This window comes from Nonomuraea sp. MG754425, from assembly GCF_021699195.1.
GTDB lineage: Bacteria > Actinomycetota > Actinomycetes > Streptosporangiales > Streptosporangiaceae > Nonomuraea.
Window position 1 is genome coordinate 15,656 of the sequence record NZ_SSXE01000108.1, and the last position, 18,794, is coordinate 34,449.

The 18,794-nt window shown below is 69.3% G+C and carries 17 protein-coding genes; 8 read left to right on the top strand and 9 right to left on the bottom strand.

Going from position 1 to position 18,794, the window contains the following annotated elements:
* Nucleotides 1–161 precede the first annotated feature (161 nt).
* The 9 genes from FAF44_RS32190 to FAF44_RS32225 form a co-directional block, all read right to left on the bottom strand.
* Nucleotides 162–2,534: a hypothetical protein gene (locus FAF44_RS32190; RefSeq protein ID WP_237107081.1), complete on the bottom strand. Its 2,373-nt coding sequence runs from the start codon at nucleotides 2,532–2,534 to the stop codon at nucleotides 162–164.
* A gap of 492 nt (nucleotides 2,535–3,026) precedes the next feature.
* A complete protein-coding gene (locus tag FAF44_RS55090) occupies nucleotides 3,027–3,509 on the bottom strand; it encodes an Rv3654c family TadE-like protein (protein ID WP_308193417.1) in 483 nt (160 codons plus the stop codon).
* The gene (locus FAF44_RS55095) at nucleotides 3,472–3,852 is read right to left on the bottom strand and encodes a TadE family type IV pilus minor pilin (RefSeq protein ID WP_272895307.1); all 381 of its coding nucleotides are present in this window, start codon (nucleotides 3,850–3,852) and stop codon (nucleotides 3,472–3,474) included. Before FAF44_RS55095 ends, FAF44_RS55090 begins: the two co-directional genes overlap by 38 nt.
* Nucleotides 3,849–4,343, bottom strand: a complete 495-nt coding sequence (locus tag FAF44_RS55100) for a DUF4244 domain-containing protein (RefSeq protein ID WP_272895308.1) — start codon at nucleotides 4,341–4,343, stop codon at nucleotides 3,849–3,851. Before FAF44_RS55100 ends, FAF44_RS55095 begins: the two co-directional genes overlap by 4 nt.
* 272 nt (nucleotides 4,344–4,615) lie before the next feature.
* A complete protein-coding gene (locus tag FAF44_RS32205) occupies nucleotides 4,616–5,428 on the bottom strand; it encodes a type II secretion system F family protein (RefSeq protein ID WP_237107083.1) in 813 nt (270 codons plus the stop codon).
* A gap of 217 nt (nucleotides 5,429–5,645) precedes the next feature.
* Complete coding sequence (locus tag FAF44_RS32210) at nucleotides 5,646–6,371, bottom strand: type II secretion system F family protein (RefSeq protein ID WP_237107084.1); 726 nt, start codon at nucleotides 6,369–6,371, stop codon at nucleotides 5,646–5,648.
* Nucleotides 6,372–6,459: 88 nt separating this feature from the next.
* Nucleotides 6,460–7,593 carry a TadA family conjugal transfer-associated ATPase gene (locus FAF44_RS32215; protein ID WP_237107085.1) on the bottom strand — a complete coding sequence of 378 codons (1,134 nt, stop codon included), beginning with the start codon at nucleotides 7,591–7,593 and terminating at the stop codon, nucleotides 6,460–6,462.
* 425 nt (nucleotides 7,594–8,018) lie between these two features.
* On the bottom strand, nucleotides 8,019–9,059 hold the full coding sequence (gene ssd, locus FAF44_RS32220) for a septum site-determining protein Ssd (RefSeq protein ID WP_237107086.1): 1,041 nt from the start codon (nucleotides 9,057–9,059) through the stop codon (nucleotides 8,019–8,021).
* Between the two features lie 1,179 nt (nucleotides 9,060–10,238).
* A complete protein-coding gene (locus tag FAF44_RS32225; protein WP_237107087.1) occupies nucleotides 10,239–11,024 on the bottom strand; it encodes an oxidoreductase in 786 nt (261 codons plus the stop codon).
* A 641-nt stretch (nucleotides 11,025–11,665) separates the two neighbouring features.
* Here FAF44_RS32225 and acs point away from each other — a divergent pair.
* From acs to FAF44_RS32260, 8 genes are all read left to right on the top strand, one after another.
* On the top strand, nucleotides 11,666–13,639 hold the full coding sequence (gene acs, locus FAF44_RS32230; protein WP_237107088.1) for an acetate--CoA ligase: 1,974 nt from the start codon (nucleotides 11,666–11,668) through the stop codon (nucleotides 13,637–13,639).
* 113 nt (nucleotides 13,640–13,752) lie between these two features.
* Complete coding sequence (locus FAF44_RS56475) at nucleotides 13,753–13,869, top strand: Na+/H+ antiporter NhaA (RefSeq protein WP_368857779.1); 117 nt, start codon at nucleotides 13,753–13,755, stop codon at nucleotides 13,867–13,869.
* A gap of 195 nt (nucleotides 13,870–14,064) precedes the next feature.
* On the top strand, nucleotides 14,065–14,505 hold the full coding sequence (locus tag FAF44_RS32235) for a phage holin family protein (RefSeq protein ID WP_237107089.1): 441 nt from the start codon (nucleotides 14,065–14,067) through the stop codon (nucleotides 14,503–14,505).
* Nucleotides 14,495–15,415 (top strand): alpha/beta fold hydrolase, encoded by a 921-nt coding sequence (locus tag FAF44_RS32240; protein WP_237107090.1) that lies wholly within the window; start codon nucleotides 14,495–14,497, stop codon nucleotides 15,413–15,415. The genes FAF44_RS32235 and FAF44_RS32240 overlap by 11 nt, the downstream gene beginning before the upstream one ends.
* A complete protein-coding gene (locus tag FAF44_RS32245) occupies nucleotides 15,412–15,855 on the top strand; it encodes a DUF309 domain-containing protein (protein ID WP_237107091.1) in 444 nt (147 codons plus the stop codon). The genes FAF44_RS32240 and FAF44_RS32245 overlap by 4 nt, the downstream gene beginning before the upstream one ends.
* A 102-nt stretch (nucleotides 15,856–15,957) precedes the next feature.
* The gene (locus FAF44_RS32250; protein ID WP_237107092.1) at nucleotides 15,958–16,587 is read left to right on the top strand and encodes a class I SAM-dependent methyltransferase; all 630 of its coding nucleotides are present in this window, start codon (nucleotides 15,958–15,960) and stop codon (nucleotides 16,585–16,587) included.
* Between the two features lie 60 nt (nucleotides 16,588–16,647).
* A protein-coding gene (locus FAF44_RS32255; RefSeq protein ID WP_237107096.1) for an IS5 family transposase occupies nucleotides 16,648–17,546 on the top strand; the annotation gives its coding sequence in 2 pieces (ribosomal slippage) (nucleotides 16,648–16,990 and nucleotides 16,990–17,546; 900 coding nt in all).
* Nucleotides 17,547–17,636: 90 nt separating this feature from the next.
* Nucleotides 17,637–18,662, top strand: a complete 1,026-nt coding sequence (locus FAF44_RS32260; protein WP_308193418.1) for an IS701 family transposase — start codon at nucleotides 17,637–17,639, stop codon at nucleotides 18,660–18,662.
* Nucleotides 18,663–18,794 lie beyond the last annotated feature (132 nt).

Genomic DNA, 18,794 nt, shown 5'->3' on the forward strand with positions numbered 1-18,794 from the left:
CGCCCCGCCTGCCGACGGCACACCGCCATCGCCTGCCGTCGTTGTCAGATTCAGCCGTGACCGAACCGCATATCACCCGTGCTCATGCAGCCGCCGCAGGATTCTCCGGGACCGCGAACAGAGCTCACTCGTGATGAGCGTCCGCACGAAACCGCAAGTGCCTAACTCTCAGCTCCTTTGTGCCTGCGGCTTACCTGAGTTCGCCCGTCCCTCTTTTCACCGTCGCCGTCCGCGCCACCATCGTCGCCGTCCGCGTCGGCCGCCCAGAAATCAGCCGCCCCGGGCTGTGGACGCTCCCAGAACCCACTGTCCTCCATCGATCTCGGTGCCGGCGGCAGATAGTCATCCCAGCGTTCCTCCAGCCGTATGGCGGGAGCGGCCGTCGGAGCGGCAGTCTCGGGAACGTCCGTGACAGCGGAACTCGGCAGCGCGATATGCACCGGCCCCTGGTGTGTTCCTGGCCCTTCCTGCTGTCCCGGGACGCCACCCGCGTCGCCCGGTTCGGCGACGGAGCCCCACTCCGCATCCAGCCGCTGCGTACCGAGCGATCCCTCACCCCGCACCCACCGGCCCAGCTCACCGGACGACGCACTCATCTCGGACCCGGCCGGCGTTTGCCCCGAAGCCCCGAACGACACGCCTCTCCCTGGACCCGGCTGCCGCCCCGGACTCGCAGGACGCGCACTCCAAGTCGCCTCAGAAGACCCCTGTGCCGGTACATCGAACGACAGGGCGACCTCCGGATCGGGCTCCGGCCCCAGCCGCATGGATGGCGCACCTGCCGCTGAACCCGGCCGATGTCCACGACCATCGCCAACCGGCGACCCGGTCCCCTCATCCGCCGACCACAGCCCCGAAGACCGCAGCGACAGATCCTCCTCTGATCCCGGCGACCAGTCTCTCTCCAGGCTCGGTGGCCGGTGCCCCTGACCGCCCGGCTGTGCGTCCATCCCGGCACCGAGTTGCCGCTCACGGCCATCGATCTGCGAGGAAGATCCTCGATCCGGCCGCCGGTTCCGGGTGTCGGCCGGCGACGAGTCCGGTTCCCCGCCCAGACGCTGATCCCGAGTGCCGGGTAACCGCTCGGAGTCCGTCCCAGGCCGTTCGGGGACCCGTGTCTTGGCAACGGCGAGGATGATGGCGGGCCGGCGCGAGGATGTCGCCGGCGCATGGGCAGGACGCGTGGTGCCGCCATCCACCGGCTGACTCTGCACACCCCCGCCACCGTGCGGATCGGCAACCTGGGTCCCTCCTCCGGCGGCGGCAGCAATGCCGCCTGAGGCAGGGGGACCAGAGCCGCCCGCGCTGCCCGTGGCGAGGGCACGCCTTCGGGCCCAGGCGCCGGCGTGGGCGCCGAGCAGCAGCAGGAGGATTCCTCCCGCGACGTAAAGGCCGTACTGACCGATGTTCCCGATCGGTGACTCGTTCGACTGGGCCTTCACCCCGTCGCTCTGCACGGGAGCTGTGTCCCCGCCGTCGCCCGAATCGGCCGGGGCCAGTACGTCGTCCTTGTCCTTCTTGTCGGTGGTCGACTGCTCGTCGGCGGCGGGGATCGGCAGGTTGCCGCTCGGATCAGTGTCGGGTATGTCGGGCAGCTTCGTGGTCGCCGGCTTGCGCGTGGTCGGCTTGCTCGAAGGTGCGGTCTGCTTCTTCGCAGGCAGTGTCGGCAACGCCTCGACGCCCTTGGTGTCGTTCGGTGTCCGCGCGCTGTCGGACGCCTTGTTCTTCGTCGGCTGGGCCGTGGGCACCGCGGGGAAGGCGACGTACGCGGCCGGCGAATCGCCTGACGCGATCGAACCCCCGTCACCGTCTCCTCTGAACGCCTTGACCGTGAACCCCACCCGCTGGCCGGCCGCCTTCGACGGGACGGCGAGCACCGCCTTGCACGAAGACCCCGCACAAGCGCCGTCGGCCGGCAACCGTCCGACCACTCCGGACTGCGTGTTGGAGACCTCATACGACTGCAGGTCGGACTCGGATCCCTTGCTCCAGGTCACGAGCACCTTGTCGGTGCCTTGCCGGCGCGCGTCCACGCTGCCCGGTGCCGTGGCCGGGCGGCGCAACCTGAACGAGACGCTCGCGTACCTCGTCCCGGTGATCTCGCCCTTGAGGGTCACGGTGAAGGTCCCGTTGGGGACGTCGTCGGCGTCGAAGGTGCCGGACAGGGTCTGGTTCGCCCCGCCCGAGGCGACCTGCCGGCTGGGGGTGGAGGGTCCGTCGACGTACAGCCCCATTCTCAACTGCATGAGCCCCGTACGCGCGGAGACCGTCACGGACGAGTTCGAGATCACCTCACCGTCGGAGGGCGACGTGATCTGCCCCGAAGAGTCGGCCCGCTTCTCGAGCATCACGCGAGCTGCGGATTCGTCCTTCAGAAAAGCTTCACCCGACGATCCGGCAGCCCGCCAGGACGCATTGCCCAGGCCGGAGGAGTCTGTCTGCCCTGTCGTCACGGCCGCCTGGGCGGAACCGCCGAGCACGATGGATCCGGCCACGATCATCCCTGCGGCAACGACTCTGCCGACTACCGTCACGACGCTTCCCTCCATCGAGAGCCTCGCGCCGCCTGAGCACCCACCGGGGCGTTCACGCGACGACCGGAAGTGCGGTCCGCCTGGCCGATACGGTCACCGACCGTCCCCGGACCCGCACCTTAGCGACTGCGCTCCTGCTCTCCCAGGCTCCTTGACGCATACGGCATGGACCGAGGGTAAGCGGAACCTTACGGGAGACATTCAGCTCTTGGACACCATGTCTAAGAAGTCGTGACTTGATTGCGACATTGCCTCTCTGACCACTACCACCCCACCCTCCCAAGGCGCAGGTCGGACGGAGTGCCCAACCGCAGTTTCGCTCGGCGCGGACCGCGGCCGGGCGCGATCACCGCATCGGCACGGCATGGCAGGCAGTGCTCCCATGGATCCGCGCCCCGCTGCCCATGACGCGGAACGGTGCCCTGCCGCAGAGCTCACTGCACGCGAACGGCCAAGTATCTGCCGGGCCACGAACGCCGCCGAGTCACTTGATCATCGCTTGGAATGTTGTCCGTTCGCAGGCCCGGCGCGTGATCTGCCCGCTACGGACCGGGTGCCTAACAAGGGCAGCGAGATCGGCAATGCGGTCCAGATGTCGGCGACATCGTCGGTGATCTCGCACTTCGTGAGTTCGACGCCATTACTCGTGGCCAACTCGGCCGCCCTGGCGCAAGCTCCCTCTGGGTCGATCAGCGCCAGCCTGGCCGCTGCCAGGGCGCTGAGGTCGGCGGCACTGTCGGCCCGGTGGCGCGCCACGCGTACGGAACCCACCGTGGCAAGCGCCAGGGCGATCGCCATCAGCAGGCCCATGAGCGCCACCCCCCAGAGGGTGGCCGAGCCGCGGTCTTTGAGGTTGATGGCCGTCTCCTTGGCGCTTGTTCGGGTTGGCGTTCGTTGGCCCGGGTGGGTGCGGCAGGGGCGTCGCTGCGGCGAGGCGTCATTGTTCGGTGTCTGCGGTGGCCGTGGCCGACACACCGACCGCAGGCAGTGATTCGCCCCAGGACGGGCGTACTTCCACTGAGATCTTCACTGTCGTGAGTTCGGGGTCGCGGGTTATCGACACTTGCGCGTCTGGGCGGGTGGCTGCTTGGGCGAAATCTCGTACCTGCTCCACCGGCTCGCCTCTCGCGGCGGCTCGGGCTGCCGCGCGGGCGGCGTCCACGCATTCGAGCTGGACGCCGACAGCTTGGATGGCCCACAGGGCCGCTGCCAGTACGACCATGAGTGCGGGCAGCATCGCGGCGGTCTCGGCCGTGACCGAGCCTCGCGATGCCGACCGCGCGGTGCTCGTGGAGGTCCGCACGCGGCAGGGCGTCATTTCACTGTGGTTTTGAGCGCTCGGTCGATGAGTGAGGTGAGCATTTCCTGTACTTCGGAGCTGCTCACGACCTTGAAGAGCAGCGCGGCGAAGGCGCAGGCCGCGATGGTTCCGACGGCGTATTCGGCGGTGGACATGCCGCGCTCTGGATGGGTGGCCGCGTAGTGAAGCCACTTGTTCATTCGTGGGCGAGGAGCGGTGATGCGGTGCCGGGCGCGTTGGGTGCTGGTTGAGGTGGTCGTCAGGGATTGGCTCGGGGTGGCTGGGGCGGTGATGAGTTCTGGTTGGGGCTCGCCGTCGGGAGTGGTGAAGATCCGCTTGAGGGGGATGTGGGCAGGGCTGCCGACATCTGGAAAAGTCCGCTTGGTGAGGCTCGCCGCCGCTGTGGTGGCTGTGGGTTGGGGCGCGTGAATGGGCTCCGGTGGGGTCTTCGGGCTGGTTGGCGCTGGGGTCGCTGCGGCGTCGTCTGGCGTGGTGGCGGGGCTGTGCATCTTGCCTCCAGAGGGTGGGAGCCGGGGTCTTGACCGGCGGGGAGTTCAAAGGATGGCGGTCGGGGCCAGGGGAACTGCGAGCCGAACGTCGTTCTGTGGAAAAAGCCGGCTGCCGCGGCCAGGTCTTGTGGACAAGGGTCTGGGTGCGGTGGACATGACGGCCCCACAGGTTGGGATGGCGGTGAGATCGCTTCTTCGGTGGTTCGAAGGAACTCGTGCGGGTTCACGGGCCTCGTGTGAGTCGAGATCAGTTGAGGTTGGGTGGCAGGGGTTCACGGGAGGACGATGGATGAGGCGAGGCCGGCCACGACCGGGATGATGCCGAGCAGGACGAACGCCGGGAGGAAGCACAGGCCCAAGGGGGCGACCGCCTTCACGCCGACGCTTCTCGCCGCAGCGACCGAAGCGGCTCTGGACGCCTCTCGGGCGTCGTCCGCCAGGCGGGTCAGGACGTCGGCAACGGGAGCGCCGCTTTGAACTGCCCGGCTCATGGCTCGTGACAGCGGGCCCATGGCGGGATCCTTGGCGAGGGACGCCCAGGTTGGTTCAGGGTCTGCGCCCAGACGTAGCTGAATGCTCACCCAGGTCAGGCGTTCGCCCAGAGGCCCGCCTATCGCGGTGGCGGCTGTCTCGGTGGCGGCGCTCACCGGGCGTCCCGCGCGGAGGCAGGCGGTCATCAGGTCGGCGGCGAAAGGGAGGTCGGCGGCTATGCGGCGGCGATCGCGCTGGGACTGCTGGGGCTCCTTCCTGTGGAGGAACAGGGCTGTCGCGGGGGTGATCAGGACGCCCGCGATGATTCCGGTTGTGCCGCCGAGCAGGAGCGCGGCGATCAGGCCGACGCAGGTGGCGGTGAGGGTCGTTCTTCGCGTGGGGCGGTTGGGGTGAGGCGGCTCGCGGGTCTGCGGGGTGGCGCTGCGGAGGGCTTCATCAGGGGGTCGGCCCTGGTGGCTGTTGGGAGAGGCCGGAGAGGGAGTGGACGCGTCGTCGGGTGCGCGCAGCCAGGCCAGGCGTTCTGGGGCTGTGCGTGGTGAGAGCCACAACCAGGCGGACATTCCGGCGCAGAAGGTTGAGAGGAGGTGGAGCATCGGCGGGTCCGATCGGGTGGGTTCGGGGCGTTCCGCGTGTTGCGGCCCAGGGCTTTTGTGCGGAGTCGGTTCAACGCGGCCTGAGTCAGGCGCAGGGCAGATCGGTGGGTCGGCGAACGGGTCGTGAGTGCTGTGGGAGGTTCGTCCACCCGATGTGGACGTGATTCGGGTTGTGGGCACGGCCCTGGAGCACCGAAAGGTTCAAACGGCCGGAGGGTCAGCTTTGGGCTTGAGTGGCCATGCGACTGGTCCACCACAGGCCGCAGACGTCCAGGGCGACGCCGGCTGTCAGGCACATGAGGCCGGGCAGGCTGCCGAACAGGAAGGCCAGCGGGTTCATGTTCAGGGCCGCGGCCATGAGGATGCCGAGGACCGGAAGCACCGCGAGCATTCTGGCGGTGGTGCGAGGTCCTGCCAGTTGGGCCGCGACGTCCTGGCGATGGGCTTGGGCGGCTCGTAACGTGTGCGCCACCCGGTCGATCAGGGACGCCAGCCCCGCGCCCACGGTGGTGCTCACCTCCCAGCATGCCGCCAGCCGGCGTAGGCCCTCGCCTCCTTCTTGCGGAGCTGACGCGGTCAGGGCTGCCGAGACGTCACCGCCGTCCCTCGCTGCGGCGATGACCGGGCGCAGGAGGTCAGGGTCGGGGAAGTCCACGGCTGCCATGGCTCTGGTCAGTGATTCCCCCGGCGTGTGGCCTGCGGAGAGTTCCGCTGCGAGTGCCTGGCACAACTCGATGGACGCCCGTCGCCACGCGTCGGCGCGGCGGGCGGGGGTGGAAGTGGCGGCGGTGGGTCGCGTGAGCAGGTGGAGCAGGGCTTTCCAGCGGGGGTCGGCGGCGGTCGGGGCCAGCAGTTTGGCCAGGCGGGTCGTGGCCGTGTTGGGGCCTGTCCACAGCCAGACGGCGCAGGCTGTGGACAACGCGGCGATGAGGGCGCTGGTCATCGGGATCCTTCGTCACGGGTTGCTCCGGTCGTCGAGTGGTGAGGGCCGGCCGTGCCTGTCGGAGCGGCTGAGGGGCAGTCGGTGGTTCTTACGGGCAGGCGCGCCTGGCCAGGGCGTCGTAGCCCGGTCCTGCGTGGATTCGGCCCTGGGCGTCGAAGGTGAGAGCGGGGACCGACTCGACATAGCCGGACGGCGTTCTGGAGAGCAGACAGATCTCGGCTATGCGTCGCCGGCCATCGGAGCGGCCCCGCGTCAGGTGGATGACCGCGTCGAGAGCCGCCGCCAGTTGGCTGTGGACGGCCTCCCTGGTCAGACCGGCCGCGCAGCCGAGGGCCTCCAGGCGTGGTGGCACGTCGGCCGCCGTGTTCGCGTGCAGGGTGCCGCAACCTCCCTCATGGCCCGTGTTGAGCGCGGCCAGGAGGTCGACCACTTCGGCTCCTCTGACCTCTCCGACCACGAGACGGTCAGGACGCATTCTGAGCGCCTGCCGCACCAGGTCACGCAGGCCCACCCCGCCCGCGCCCTCCAGGTTGGCCGGACGGGTCTCCAGCCGGACCACGTGCGGGTGGAGAGGACGAAGCTCGGCTGAGTCCTCGACCAGAAGGAGGCGGTCGCCCGGGTCCGCCAGCGAGAGGAGGGCCGACAGGAGCGTGGTCTTGCCGGTGCCCGTGCCGCCCGTGACGAGGAAGGCGAGCCTGGCGGTGACCATGGCGGTGAGCACCGGGACCGCGGACGGGACGATCGTGCCCGCGGAGACGAGGTCCTGCAGGGTGAAGGCGCGGCGAGGTGGCAGGCGCAGGGAGACGCAGGTGCCGCCGGACGCGATCGGCGGGAGCACCGCGTGCAGACGGACTCCGCCTGGCAGGCGGGCGTCCACATAGGGCGAGGCGTCGTCGAGACGTCTGCCTGCGGCGCTCGCGAGGCGTTGCGCGAGCCGGCGTACGGATCCGTCGTCCGAGAAGACGATCGGGGTGCGGTGCAGGCCGCTGCCGTCGTCGATCCATACCTCTCGTGGGCCGTTGACCAGGACGTCCGTCACGTCTGGGCGGGCGAGGAGGGGCTCCAGCGGGCCCGCGCCTATCAGGTCGGCGCAGAGGGCTCTGGCGACGGCGAGGATCTCCGCGTCGCCATATACGGACTTCTCGGCGCGTAGGGCCACTGCCACCTGGGCGGCGGTGGGTTCGACGCCCGTTCGCGCGAGGCGGACGCGTACGGCCTCCACGAGTTCCGGGGAGACGGTGGGGGTCGGGGAGGGCTGACGGTGGAGGTGGGTTTCCTCGGAGTGGTCGCGGGACGGTCGGGCCGGTTGGGCGTTTCCGAGGTGCGAGGGCGGCTCAGTGCTGTGCGCTCTGGCCGGGTTCGGTCCGGTGGGACCCGTTCCGGCGGTGTGGGCTCCGGCAGGGAGCGGGTGGGAGGGCTGGAGATGGGTCTTCTGGGTTTGAGCATGTTGCCGGCCGGCTTCGATGTACGGCTCCCAGGGGTGCCGCTGTGGCTGGTCATACGTCATCTGAGGGCCTGGATGGTGAGGTGTGTTTCCAGGTTGTGGCGGTTGGTGCGGAGTGGCTCGGAGGCGGGCCGCTTGTTGGGTCGCCCGGGTGCCGGGGTGAGGGTTCGCGGCTGACGGCGTGCCGCCGGAGCTGGGGATCGTCATGCCGGGAGGAGGTCTCGGAGGAGGGAGGTGCACATGGTGCCCAACACGGTGCGGGGGCCGAGTCGTGGCAGCTCACCTCGGTTGAGGGTGGCGGTGAGCCGGGGGTGGTCGGGGAGGCTGCCGGCCGAGGGGATGCCGAGGGAGGTCATGGCCGTGTCGTCGTCCAGGATGCCGGGACGGAGGACGGCGCGGACGTCGGCCGTGTGATCGCGCAGCTCGGACAGGACCTGGACGGCCGAGAGAATGCCGCGGACGTCGGCCGTGGCCACCAGCAGGGTGGTCTTCGACCTGGTCAAGGCTTCTAGCGAGGATGGGTCGAGGTGTCTGGGGAGGTCGACGACCACCAGGTCGAAACCGCGACTGCCTGCTTCGAGGACCGAGCGCATGGCCTGCGGAGGGATCGGTGCGACCTCGCCTCTGTGGAAAGAGAGGACGGCCAGGTCTCCGAACGCCGGAAGGGCGGCTTGCAACGCGCTGGCGTTGATCCTGCCCTCCCTGGCCACCAGGTCGGCCCAGCGGGCACCCGTCGTCTCCTCGTGGCCCAGCAGCGCGTCGATGCCTCCGCCCAGCGGGTCGGCGTCCACCAGCAAGGTGCGCAGGCGGTCGCTCGAGGCCCGCAGGGCGAGACAGGCGGCCAGGACGCTCGCGCCGGCTCCGCCTCGGCCGCCGATCACGCAGATCACCGGGCCGGAACGAGGGTCGGGGTCCATGGCGTCAGCGAGCCTGTCGACCAGGTGGCGCTCGTCGTTGGGGAGGGTGACGACGGATTGGGCGCCTACTGCCACGCATTTTCGCCAGGTGTCAGGGTCTTCGGTGTCTCCGGTGACGAGGAGGACCTGGTCGCGGGCCGGAGGTGAGGTGGTTGCCACGGCCTCTGCCTGGTCGGCGCCTATCGCGATCAGCGGGGCGAGATTCCAGAAGGGGCGGGCGTGGGCGGGGGTGTGGGCCACGTCGAGTTGTGCGCCTGCTGCGGCTGCTATGCGGACCAGATCGTCGAGCAGGGCGGGGTCCTCGGTGATGACCAAGGGACGGTGCATGGCGGCCTCCCGTTGGGGGTCGGAGTGCGGTGGCTGGGGTCAGGTGCGCGGTGGTGGGTTGCGGTTGGGAGGTTGAGCTTGCTGGAGGTGGCCGGGGTCGCAGCACACCGAATGGCGTTCTGTGGACGACGGAAGCGGGACGGGCGGTGGGCTGTGGATAAGCGGGGATGGGGTTGGGAGACGGGGCCCGAGGCGCATGGGGCAGCACTGCGCGGGAGAAAGCCCGGAAGGTTCGATGCAGGTGAGCGACCGACACCGGACGCACGGCTCAACCCGGGCGCCAGAGCACAGCACATGAGAGACGAAGCCCGACACGGAACGGAACCGAGCCGTAGGAGACGCGGGCCGCCGGAGGAAAGGGGGGCCCAACTCAGGAAGACGAAGCCCGGCCCACGGAGACCGGAGTCCGGCCCAGGAAGGTCGGGGCCTGATAGGGAAGCGAGGCGCGACGCGCGAGACAAGACACCAAGGCACCCGCAGTCAGGCAGCAAGGGGCCCGAAGCAGCGTCCGGAAAGATCGAGCATCGGAGTCGGCCGCGACGGCGGCGCTCGGTCAGCGAAAGATGCCGGAAAAGGGGCGACCCCCGCCGGGGGGGAGAGCGGGGGTCGCCTGATCGGTCCGGCTCCGGGGGGGTAGAGCCGGTCCCGTTTCAGAAGAAAGCTTTCATCACTGAACCAGAGCCTGGCAAGGGACTTGCAAAGCAATCCCGTGCAAGGGCGCTCCAGTTTCGGGCGATACCACCGTATGCTGCCCGATCGACGCGAGTTTCGTCGAGGAGTAATCTCGCATTTTCGCCAAGTTTTTTCCCTACCGTATAACGATCACATAAAGACGATCACGCAGAGTAATCGTCACGGATCGATAACCGGGTCGGCACCCCGGAGCCCGCCCCGCCACCCCGGACACCCGCCCATGATGGAGCAAAGGTCTTGGTCTGAGGGGTTCCCATCAGGGCTGATTAGTCGTAGAAAGGGGTTACGGACCACTTGTCCGGGTGCATCACCGGGTACCCACGCGCGACCAGCCGCGGGAGGCGCGTCGTGGCGGGCTTGACCCGCTCCGACGGATTGAGGTGCACGCTTGGTAACCCGGCGTGATGCACCGGCAGACGGCGTCTCGTGACTGGGACGCCGTCAGCTATGTCAGCTTCCTCACCAGGCGGTTCGACCGCCTTCGCGTCAGCCCCGCTGCATGGCCTCGCAGATCGCGGTCGCCTCGCGAACGCCCAGGGTTACCGCCGAGGCACAGTGTTGTACCCAGGCGGCCACGCCCTCCGGCGAGCCGTCCAAGTACGCCCGGAGCGCGTCCGCGTAGGGCAGCTCCAGATGCCCTACCTCCACCGCCACCAGCGACTTCGGGTCCAGCCCGTGCTCGACGAGCGTCAGCCGCCCGGCCGCGCGGGCCACGACCCCGTCGGCCGCGCCGAACGGGCGCAGCACCGCCAGTTCCGCGTGCACGACGGCGGACAGCACGATCGCGGGTGCCTTCGTGGGCCGTTCCAGCAGGCCGAACAGGTTCTCCATCCGGGCGGCGGTGTCGGCGGCCCCCGGCGCCGGGCCCAGACCGAGCAGGTCAGGGGCCTCGTCGGAGGTGCGGGGACGGCCCAGGCCCTCCTGCGGCACGAGGCCGGCGGCCGAGACGGCGTGCAGGCGCGCCAGCACCTGCCTGGGTGCCGTCCGCCAGGTCGCGCCCAGCCTGCCCGTCTCCGCCGACGCGCGCAGCGCCCCCTGGACCAGCGGGTCGTGCGCCTCGTCGCGGCGCAGGACGTCGAGGGGCACGTCCACGCCCTCCAGGGCGGCCGACGCGCGGGCGCCACGCAGTGACGACTCCGTGGACACGGCAGGGCTGGCCCGGCGCAGCACGCGGTGCCGGTAGAGCCTGTCCACGGCCTGCCGGGCCTCGTCCACCGCCTCCGGCACGCCGGGGAGCTGGGCTATCACGGCCAACGGGTCTGGATCGCTCACGCCCCCGACCCTACCCGCGCCCGAACGAGTCGAAGGCCGGGCCGGGAAGGCCCCGCGACCCCTCCCCATCAGCCCAGCTCACGATCAAGGGGTGCCCCGGGTCCCGGTTCAGTGTCCTGCGTGTCGTATATTTCGCAAATGTTGCTTCGTGTCATGCCACGTCACCACCCGCACGACAGGCATACGCACGCGGCCGAGCGCCGGACGGCCCAGGATCGGGCCGCCAACCAACGCCGCCAACCAACGCAACCAGCCAACACAACCGACCAACACGGCCGCCACCCATCCGACCCGAACGACGAGGCGCACCGGAACGGCCGCGACCACGGGACGTATGCACCGCGCCACCCCACCGTCCACCAAACTGACGCTTGGTGGGACGCCGGTCGCTCACCGTGAGCAACCACGCCCGCCACCGATAAACCCCGCAAGGGGGCCCAAAAACCCGCCCCCATCCCCCACTCGCATATTCACCGGATTTCAGGATGACAACATTTCAATAGCATTTGTAATGCCTCCTGATAACCTCTGCCCCCTTCACAGACTCGGTACAGACCTGTCTAGACCTCTTGTGGACGACGGTCATGAGCTGGTGAAGTGGGACACGAACCTATCCAATCTGGCCATAGAAGGAGCACGAGGTGGCCCCGGAGACCGCTGGTAACGAGCCCCAGGCGCTGTCCAACCTGCTGAAGGAGAACCGCCGGTTCGCACCACCGGCTGACCTGGCCGCGGCCGCGAACGTGACCGAAGCCGCATATGCGGAGGCCGCCGCCGACCGCCTCGCGTTCTGGGAGCACGCGGCCGAGCGGCTGACCTGGGCCAAGCGGTGGGACAGGACGCTGGAGTGGAAGGCGCCGTTCGCCAAGTGGTTCGTGGGCGGCGAGCTCAACGTCGCCTACAACTGCGTCGACCGCCACGTCGAGGAGGGTCGCGGCGACAAGGTCGCCTACCACTGGGAGGGCGAGCCCGAGGGCGACTCCCGCACCCTCACCTACAGTGACCTGCAGCGCGAGGTCAGCAAGGCCGCCAACGCCCTGGCGGAGCTGGGCGTGGGCAAGGGCGACCGGGTCGCGATCTACATGCCGATGATCCCCGAGCTGCCGATCGCGATGCTGGCCTGCGCCCGCATCGGGGCGGTCCACTCGGTGGTGTTCGGCGGGTTCTCGGCCGGCGCGCTGAAGAGCCGGATCGACGACGCCGACGCCAAGCTGGTCATCACCGCCGACGGCGGTTACCGCAGGGGCAAGCCGTCCGCGCTGAAGCCGACCGTGGACGAGGCCGTCGCCGAGTGCCCGCAGATCGAGCACGTCCTCGTCGTACGGCGTACCGGCGAGGAGGTCGCCACCGGCGACAAGGACGTCTGGTGGCACGACCTGGTCGACCGCCAGAGCGACCGGCACACCGCCGAGCCGCACGATGCCGAGGACCCGCTGTACATCCTCTACACCAGCGGCACCACCGGGAAGCCCAAGGGCATCCTGCACACCACCGGCGGCTACCTGACGCAGACGGCCTGGACCCACCACGCGGTCTTCGACCTCAAGCCCGAGACCGACATCTACTGGTGCACCGCCGACATCGGCTGGGTGACGGGCCACTCCTACATCGTGTACGGCCCGCTCGCCAACGGCGCCACCAGCGTCATCTACGAGGGCACCCCGGACACCCCGCACCGCGGCCGGTTCTGGGAGATCGTGCAGAAGTACCAGGTCACGATCCTCTACACGGCCCCGACGGCGATCCGGACGTTCATGAAGTGGGGCGACGACATCCCCGCCAAGTACGACATGTCCAGCCTGCGCGTCCTGGGCTCCGTCGGCGAGCCGATCAACCCCGAGGCGTACGTCTGGTACCGCGAGCACATCGGCGGCGACCGCTGCCCCGTCGTGGACACCTGGTGGCAGACCGAGACCGGGGCCATCATGATCAGCCCGCTGCCGGGCGTGACCGCGGCCAAGCCGGGCGCCGCCATGCGCCCGCTGCCGGGCGTCGTCGCCGACGTGGTGGACGACCAGGGCAACAGCGTGCCCGACGGCGGCGGCGGCTTCCTCGTCGTCCGCGAGCCGTGGCCGTCCATGCTGCGCACCATCTGGGGTGACGACCAGCGCTACATCGACACCTACTGGAGCCGCTTCGAGGGGATGTACTTCCCCGGCGACGGCGCCAAGAAGGACGCCGACGGCGACCTGTGGCTGCTCGGCCGCGTGGACGACGTCATGCTGGTCTCCGGCCACAACATCTCCACCACCGAGGTGGAGAGCGCGCTGGTCAGCCACCCGAAGGTGGCCGAGGCGGCGGTGGTCGGCGCGACCGACCCCGTGACGGGCCAGGCCATCGTGTCGTTCGTGATCCTGCGCGGCACCGCCCAGGAGAGCGACGACGTCGCGGCCGAGCTGCGCGATCACGTGGCCAAGACGCTCGGCCCGATCGCCAAGCCGCGCCAGATCCTCGTGGTGCCCGAGCTGCCCAAGACCCGGTCGGGCAAGATCATGCGCCGCCTGCTGCGCGACGTGGCCGAGAACCGCAGCATCGGCGACGTCACCACGCTGGCCGACAGCACGGTGATGAACCTGATCTCGGAGAAGCTCCCGAGCGCCAAGTCCGAGGACTAGCAACCGCGTAGCCCCGATAAGGCCGCATACCCCGATGAAACGGGGGATGCGGCCTTATTTGCGCTCTTCGCCAGGCTCCGTCGCCCCCGCCCCGAGTCCGTGCCGACCGGGGGGTGCGGCCGGACGGATCAGCTCTCGGCGCTATCTTGTCCGATCGGGTAGTTCTGGGAGTGTTAGCGGGGCTCGTACTCGGTAAGTTCCTCGGCGTGTTCGGTGGTGCCTGGCTGTAGGTGCGGCTCGGCCTGACGACACTGTCGAAGGAGCCGCATCCGCGGCGTGCCCAGGCCGTCACCACCGGGGTCCGCGCGGCGAGCGTCATCGCGTCGGTCCCGGCGGCGGTGCCGCTCACCCTACGAGTACGCAAAGCGCCGTATCGCGCTGGATGATGTTTGACACGGCCACCAGGCCTCGATAGGAGACGTTTCATGCCGCAGACTCCCGAGGAAGAATCCCTGGGCTCGCTGGTCGCCCAGGCGAGCAGTCACATCTCGTCCCTGATCCGCTCGGAGATCGAGCTGGCCAAGGCCGAGTTCAGGTTCGACGCCAAGCGGGTCGGCACGGCGGCCGGGATGTTCGCCGCCGCCGCCTTCATGGCGCACCTGTGCCTGATCCTCGCCTCCTTCACGATCGCGTACGCGCTGGCCCAGGTGCTGCCCCACTGGCTGGCCTTCCTCATCGTGACCGTGGTCTACCTGCTGGCGGCGGGTCTGCTGGTGTTCATCGGGATCCGGCGGCTCAAAGGGCTGGCGGGGATGAAGCGCACGGCCCGATCGATCAGGGACCTCAAGGAGATCGCCACGCCTGACGAGCAGGCGGTGCCCGCGCTCGCCGCGGATCGCGAGCCGGTGACCCGCGATGGCACCTGACGAGTCCGCCGTCCACATCGAGGGCCCCTGGACACACCGCGCGGTGCACGCGGGAGGCACCCGCTTCCACGTGGTCGAGGCGGGCGAGGGCCCGCTGGTCCTGCTGCTGCACGGGTTCCCGCAGTTCTGGTGGACGTGGCGGCACCAGCTCGTCTCGCTGCCGGCCGCCGGCTACCGGGCGGTGGCGGTGGACCTGCGCGGCTACGGCGGCAGCGACAAGCCGCCGCGCGGCTACGACCTGCCCACGCTGGCCGCCGACGCGACCGGGCTGATCAGGGCGCTGGGCGAGACCGGGGCGATCGTGGTGGGACACGACTGGGGCGGGCTGCTGGCCTGGACGATGGCCGTCCTCGACCCCAAGTGCGTGCGCCGGCTGGTCGCCGTGTCCGCCCCCCACCCCCTGCGGCTGCGCAACGCCCTGCTGACCGACCCCTTCGGACAGCTCAGGGCGAGCAGGCGGACGTTCGGCTTCCAGCTTCCGCTGCTGCCCGAGCACCGGCTCACGCGCCAAGACGCGGCGCTGGTGGGACGGCTGCTGGAGGAGCGCTCGCGGCCCGGGTGGCCGGAGCCGGCGGAGTCCCGTACGTATCGGGAGGCGTTCCGGATCCCGGCCGTGGCGCACTGCGCGCTGGAGTATCACCGCTGGTTCGGCCGCTCCCAGTTCCGGCCCGACGGGCGGCGCTACGCCCGCGCCATGCGCACCGAGGTCGAGGCGCCCACGCTGCAGGTGCACGGGGCACTCGACCCGAGCGTCCTGCCCCGTACGGCACAGGGTTCGAGCCGCTATGTGGCGGCGCCTTACCGGTGGCGGCTGTTCGAAGGGGCCGGCCACTTCCCCCATGAGGAGATCCCCGACGTGTTCGACACCGAGTTGCTCGGCTGGCTGACCGATCCGGAGCCCGACCGATGAGAGACCGCGACGCCGAGGGCAGGCCGCGCAGCTCCCGGCCGCGCGACGCCTACGGCCGGCCGCTGCCCTACGGGTCCCCCGGCATGCCCAGGGTGCCCGACGACTACGCCCCCACCACCGAGCGGGCGCTGGCCGACGGGCGGCGCTTCCTGGAGGAGGGGCTGCCGTTCAACGCGCACGAGGTGTTCGAGGGACGGTGGAAGTGCGCTCCGGAGGAGGAGCGGGAGCTGTGGCAGGGGCTGGCGCAGATCTGCGTCGGGCTGACGCACCTGCAGCGCGGCAACGGGCGCGGGGCGATGACGCTGTTCAGCCGGGGCGCGGCCAGGGCGCAGTCGTACGGCGGCGCGTACGACGCGGTCGGCAAGGCGGCCTCGGGCCTGACCCAGGACAGCGAGCCGGACGCGGCCATCGCGCTGATCCTGGAGCGGCTGCCCCGCTAGGGCCTGTCCCGTGATCATGTGATCGGACAGTCAGACCTTAAGGGGTTGGGGGACACGGGGCCGAGAAACTGCGAACGTGCGCGGATGCTAGTTTCCTTCCCCGTGATGGAACATCAGGACGACACCAGGGCGGCCTACGACGGGGTCGTCGAGCTGTATGCGTCGATGTTTGCTAATCAGTTGGAGACGCAGCCGTTCTCGCGGAACATGATCGGTACCTTCGCTGAGCTGGTGCGCGGGACGGGGAACCTGCGGGCAGTCGACGTCGGGTGCGGGCCTGGACATCTGACGGCCATGCTGCACGATCTGGGGCTGGACGCCTTCGGGCTCGACCTCTCCCCGGGCATGGTCGACCACGCCCGGCGGGCCCATCCGGCGCTGCAGTTTGATGAGGCGCGGATGGAGGCCCTGCCGGTCGAGGACGGCGCGCTCGGCGGCGTGCTGGCCCACTACTCGATGATCCACACCCCTCCTGGGGATTTGCCCGCGCTGCTCGCCGAGCAGGTGCGTGTGCTGGCACCGGGCGGCCTGCTCCTGGTCTCGTTCTTCGCGACCGACGGATCGGAGCCGGTCCGCTTCGACCACAAGGTGACGCCCGCCTATAGCTGGCCAGCGGACCGGTTCGTCGAGTTGCTGGCCGGGGCCGGGCTCGTCCCGTTCGCCCGGCTGCTCCACGACCCGGCCTCAGAGCGGGGCTTCCTCGACGCCCACTTGCTGGCCCGCCTCCCCTAGATCGTGCCCGTGGCCTTTGGGGGCGTTTTGGTGTAGATCATCCATGTGGATGAGGAACGTCTGAAGCGTCATGATCTGACGGATGCGGAGTGGCTGCTGTTGGAGCCGCTGCTGCCGTCGCAGACCGTGCATGGAGCTCGGTGGAGTGATCATCGGACGGTGATGAACGGGATCTTCCATCGGACGCGTACGGCCACGCCGTGGCGTGACCTGCCGCCCTGTTATGGCAGGTGGAAGACGGTCTACAACCGGCATCGCCGGTGGTCGCTGGATGGGACGTGGGAGCGGATCCTGGACGGGCTGCGGGCGGGCTGCAACGAGGTCGAGGGCGAGGATTGGACGGTCAGCGCGGACTCGACTGTGGTCCGCGCGCACCAGCACGCGGCCGGGGCACGGCACGCTCCGGCCGTCGACCTGCCTTCAAAGGGGCTTGCAAAGATCACGAGGTGACGTCGGCGGGTCGGGAGGCCCTGGGACGGTCACGGGGCGGGTTGTCCACGAAGATTCATCTGGTGGCCGATCGGCGGTGCCGACCGATCAGCCGGATCCTCACCCCGGGCCAGCACGCGGACTGCCCGAAGTTCATCCCGCTGCTGAAGTCCATCCGCATCCCGCGCCGTGGCCCTGGACGACCCCGCAACCGGCCGGCCAGGGCGATGGCCGACAAGGCCTACTCCTCTCGCGCCAACCGCCGCTACCTGCGCAAACGCAACATCAAGGCCGTCATCCCGATGAAGAAGGACCAGGCCGCCAACCGCACGAGACTCGGCTCCAAAGGCGGCAGGCCCCCGGTCTTCGACCGGGAGGCCTACAAAGAACGCAACACCGTCGAGCGCTGCGTGAACAAACTCCGCCAGCATCGTGCCGTGGCCACTCGCTACGACAAACGACAACGCATCTACCAGGGCACCATCGACGTCGCCTCGATCCGCATCTGGCTCCGCGACCCCGTCACATGATCACGGGACACGGCCTAGTACTACAGCCAGACTTTGTGATCTATAGTCTGGATGCATGTCGGACGAGTTTACTGCTGACGACCTTCGTGCGTGGTCGTCCGGGCTGGACGCGCGGATCGGATGCAGCGGCTGTTGAACAACGCCCGCTGGGACGCCCGCGAGGTGCGAGCCGATCTGCGAGCTTATGTGGTGGAGCACCTCGGCCACCGCGATGGTGTGCTGGTCGTGGACGAGACCGGGTTCCTCAAGAAGGGCGACAAGTCAGCCGGGGTGCAACGCCAGTACTCCGGCACCGCTGGCCGCATCGAAAACTGCCAACTCGGGGTGTTCTTGGCCTACGCCTCTCCGCTGGGCCGAGCATTGATCGACGCGGAGTTGTATCTGCCCAAGTCTTGGACCGATGACCGCGTCCGCTGCGCCACGGCGGGCATTCCGGACAGCACGCCGTTCGCGACCAAGCCGGTACTGGCCCGGCAGATGCTGGCGCGCGCTGTGGAGGCGGGAATGCCCGTCTCTTGGGTCACCGCCGATGAGGCCTACGGCATGGACTACAAGTTCCGGCACTTCCTGGAGCAGCGCCGGCTCAACTACGTGGTCGCCGTGCCCAAGAACCAAACCGTCGGGGCCGGGCTCGGTGGTGACACCCGTGCCGACACCCTGGCTGCCCAGGCGCCACCCGAGGCGTGGAAGCGCCTGTCGTGCGGAAACGGCGCCAAAGGACCCCGCCTGTATGACTGGGCACTGGCCGAGCTGCACTTCGAGACCGAACCCGGCTACCGGCGCTGGCTCCTGGTCCGGCGCAGCCTCACGCCCAACGTCAAGGGCGAACTCGAACTGGCCTACTACCTATGTCACGCCCCGGCCGGCACCACCCTCGACGACCTCATCGCCATCGCCGGAGCGCGCTGGGCAATCGAAGAGTGCTTCCAGAGTGCCAAGAATGAGACCGGCCTCGACCACTACCAGGTCAGACGATTCGACGCCTGGCACCGCCACATCACGTTGGCCATGCTTGCCCACGCCTTTCTGGCGGTCACGGCGGCGAGTGTCCCAAAAGCAGCAGCGGCCTGGTCCGTTTCAGCCCGGCCGAGATCCGTCGTCTCCTGGCACACCTGATCACGGCCATCACTCGTCCTGTCGAACTCGCAATCGCCTGGTCGCACCGCCGCCGACAACACCAGACCCGCGCCCGCAGTAGCCACTACTGGAAACGCTGGCTCAAGCATCACGAAATCAGGCTGTAGTACT

Excerpts from the sequence above, each read along its gene's own strand:
- ssd (WP_237107086.1), bottom strand. The coding sequence starts at position 9,059 with ATGCACCGTCCCTTGGTCATCACCGAGGACCCCGCCCTGCTCGACGAT.
- FAF44_RS55100 (WP_272895308.1), bottom strand. The coding sequence starts at position 4,343 with ATGCACAGCCCCGCCACCACGCCAGACGACGCCGCAGCGACCCCAGCG.
- FAF44_RS55095 (WP_272895307.1), bottom strand. The coding sequence starts at position 3,852 with ATGACGCCCTGCCGCGTGCGGACCTCCACGAGCACCGCGCGGTCGGCA.
- FAF44_RS32205 (WP_237107083.1), bottom strand. The coding sequence starts at position 5,428 with ATGCTCCACCTCCTCTCAACCTTCTGCGCCGGAATGTCCGCCTGGTTG.
- FAF44_RS32240 (WP_237107090.1), top strand. The coding sequence starts at position 14,495 with ATGGCACCTGACGAGTCCGCCGTCCACATCGAGGGCCCCTGGACACAC.
- FAF44_RS32210 (WP_237107084.1), bottom strand. The coding sequence starts at position 6,371 with ATGACCAGCGCCCTCATCGCCGCGTTGTCCACAGCCTGCGCCGTCTGG.
- FAF44_RS32235 (WP_237107089.1), top strand. The coding sequence starts at position 14,065 with ATGCCGCAGACTCCCGAGGAAGAATCCCTGGGCTCGCTGGTCGCCCAG.
- FAF44_RS32245 (WP_237107091.1), top strand. The coding sequence starts at position 15,412 with ATGAGAGACCGCGACGCCGAGGGCAGGCCGCGCAGCTCCCGGCCGCGC.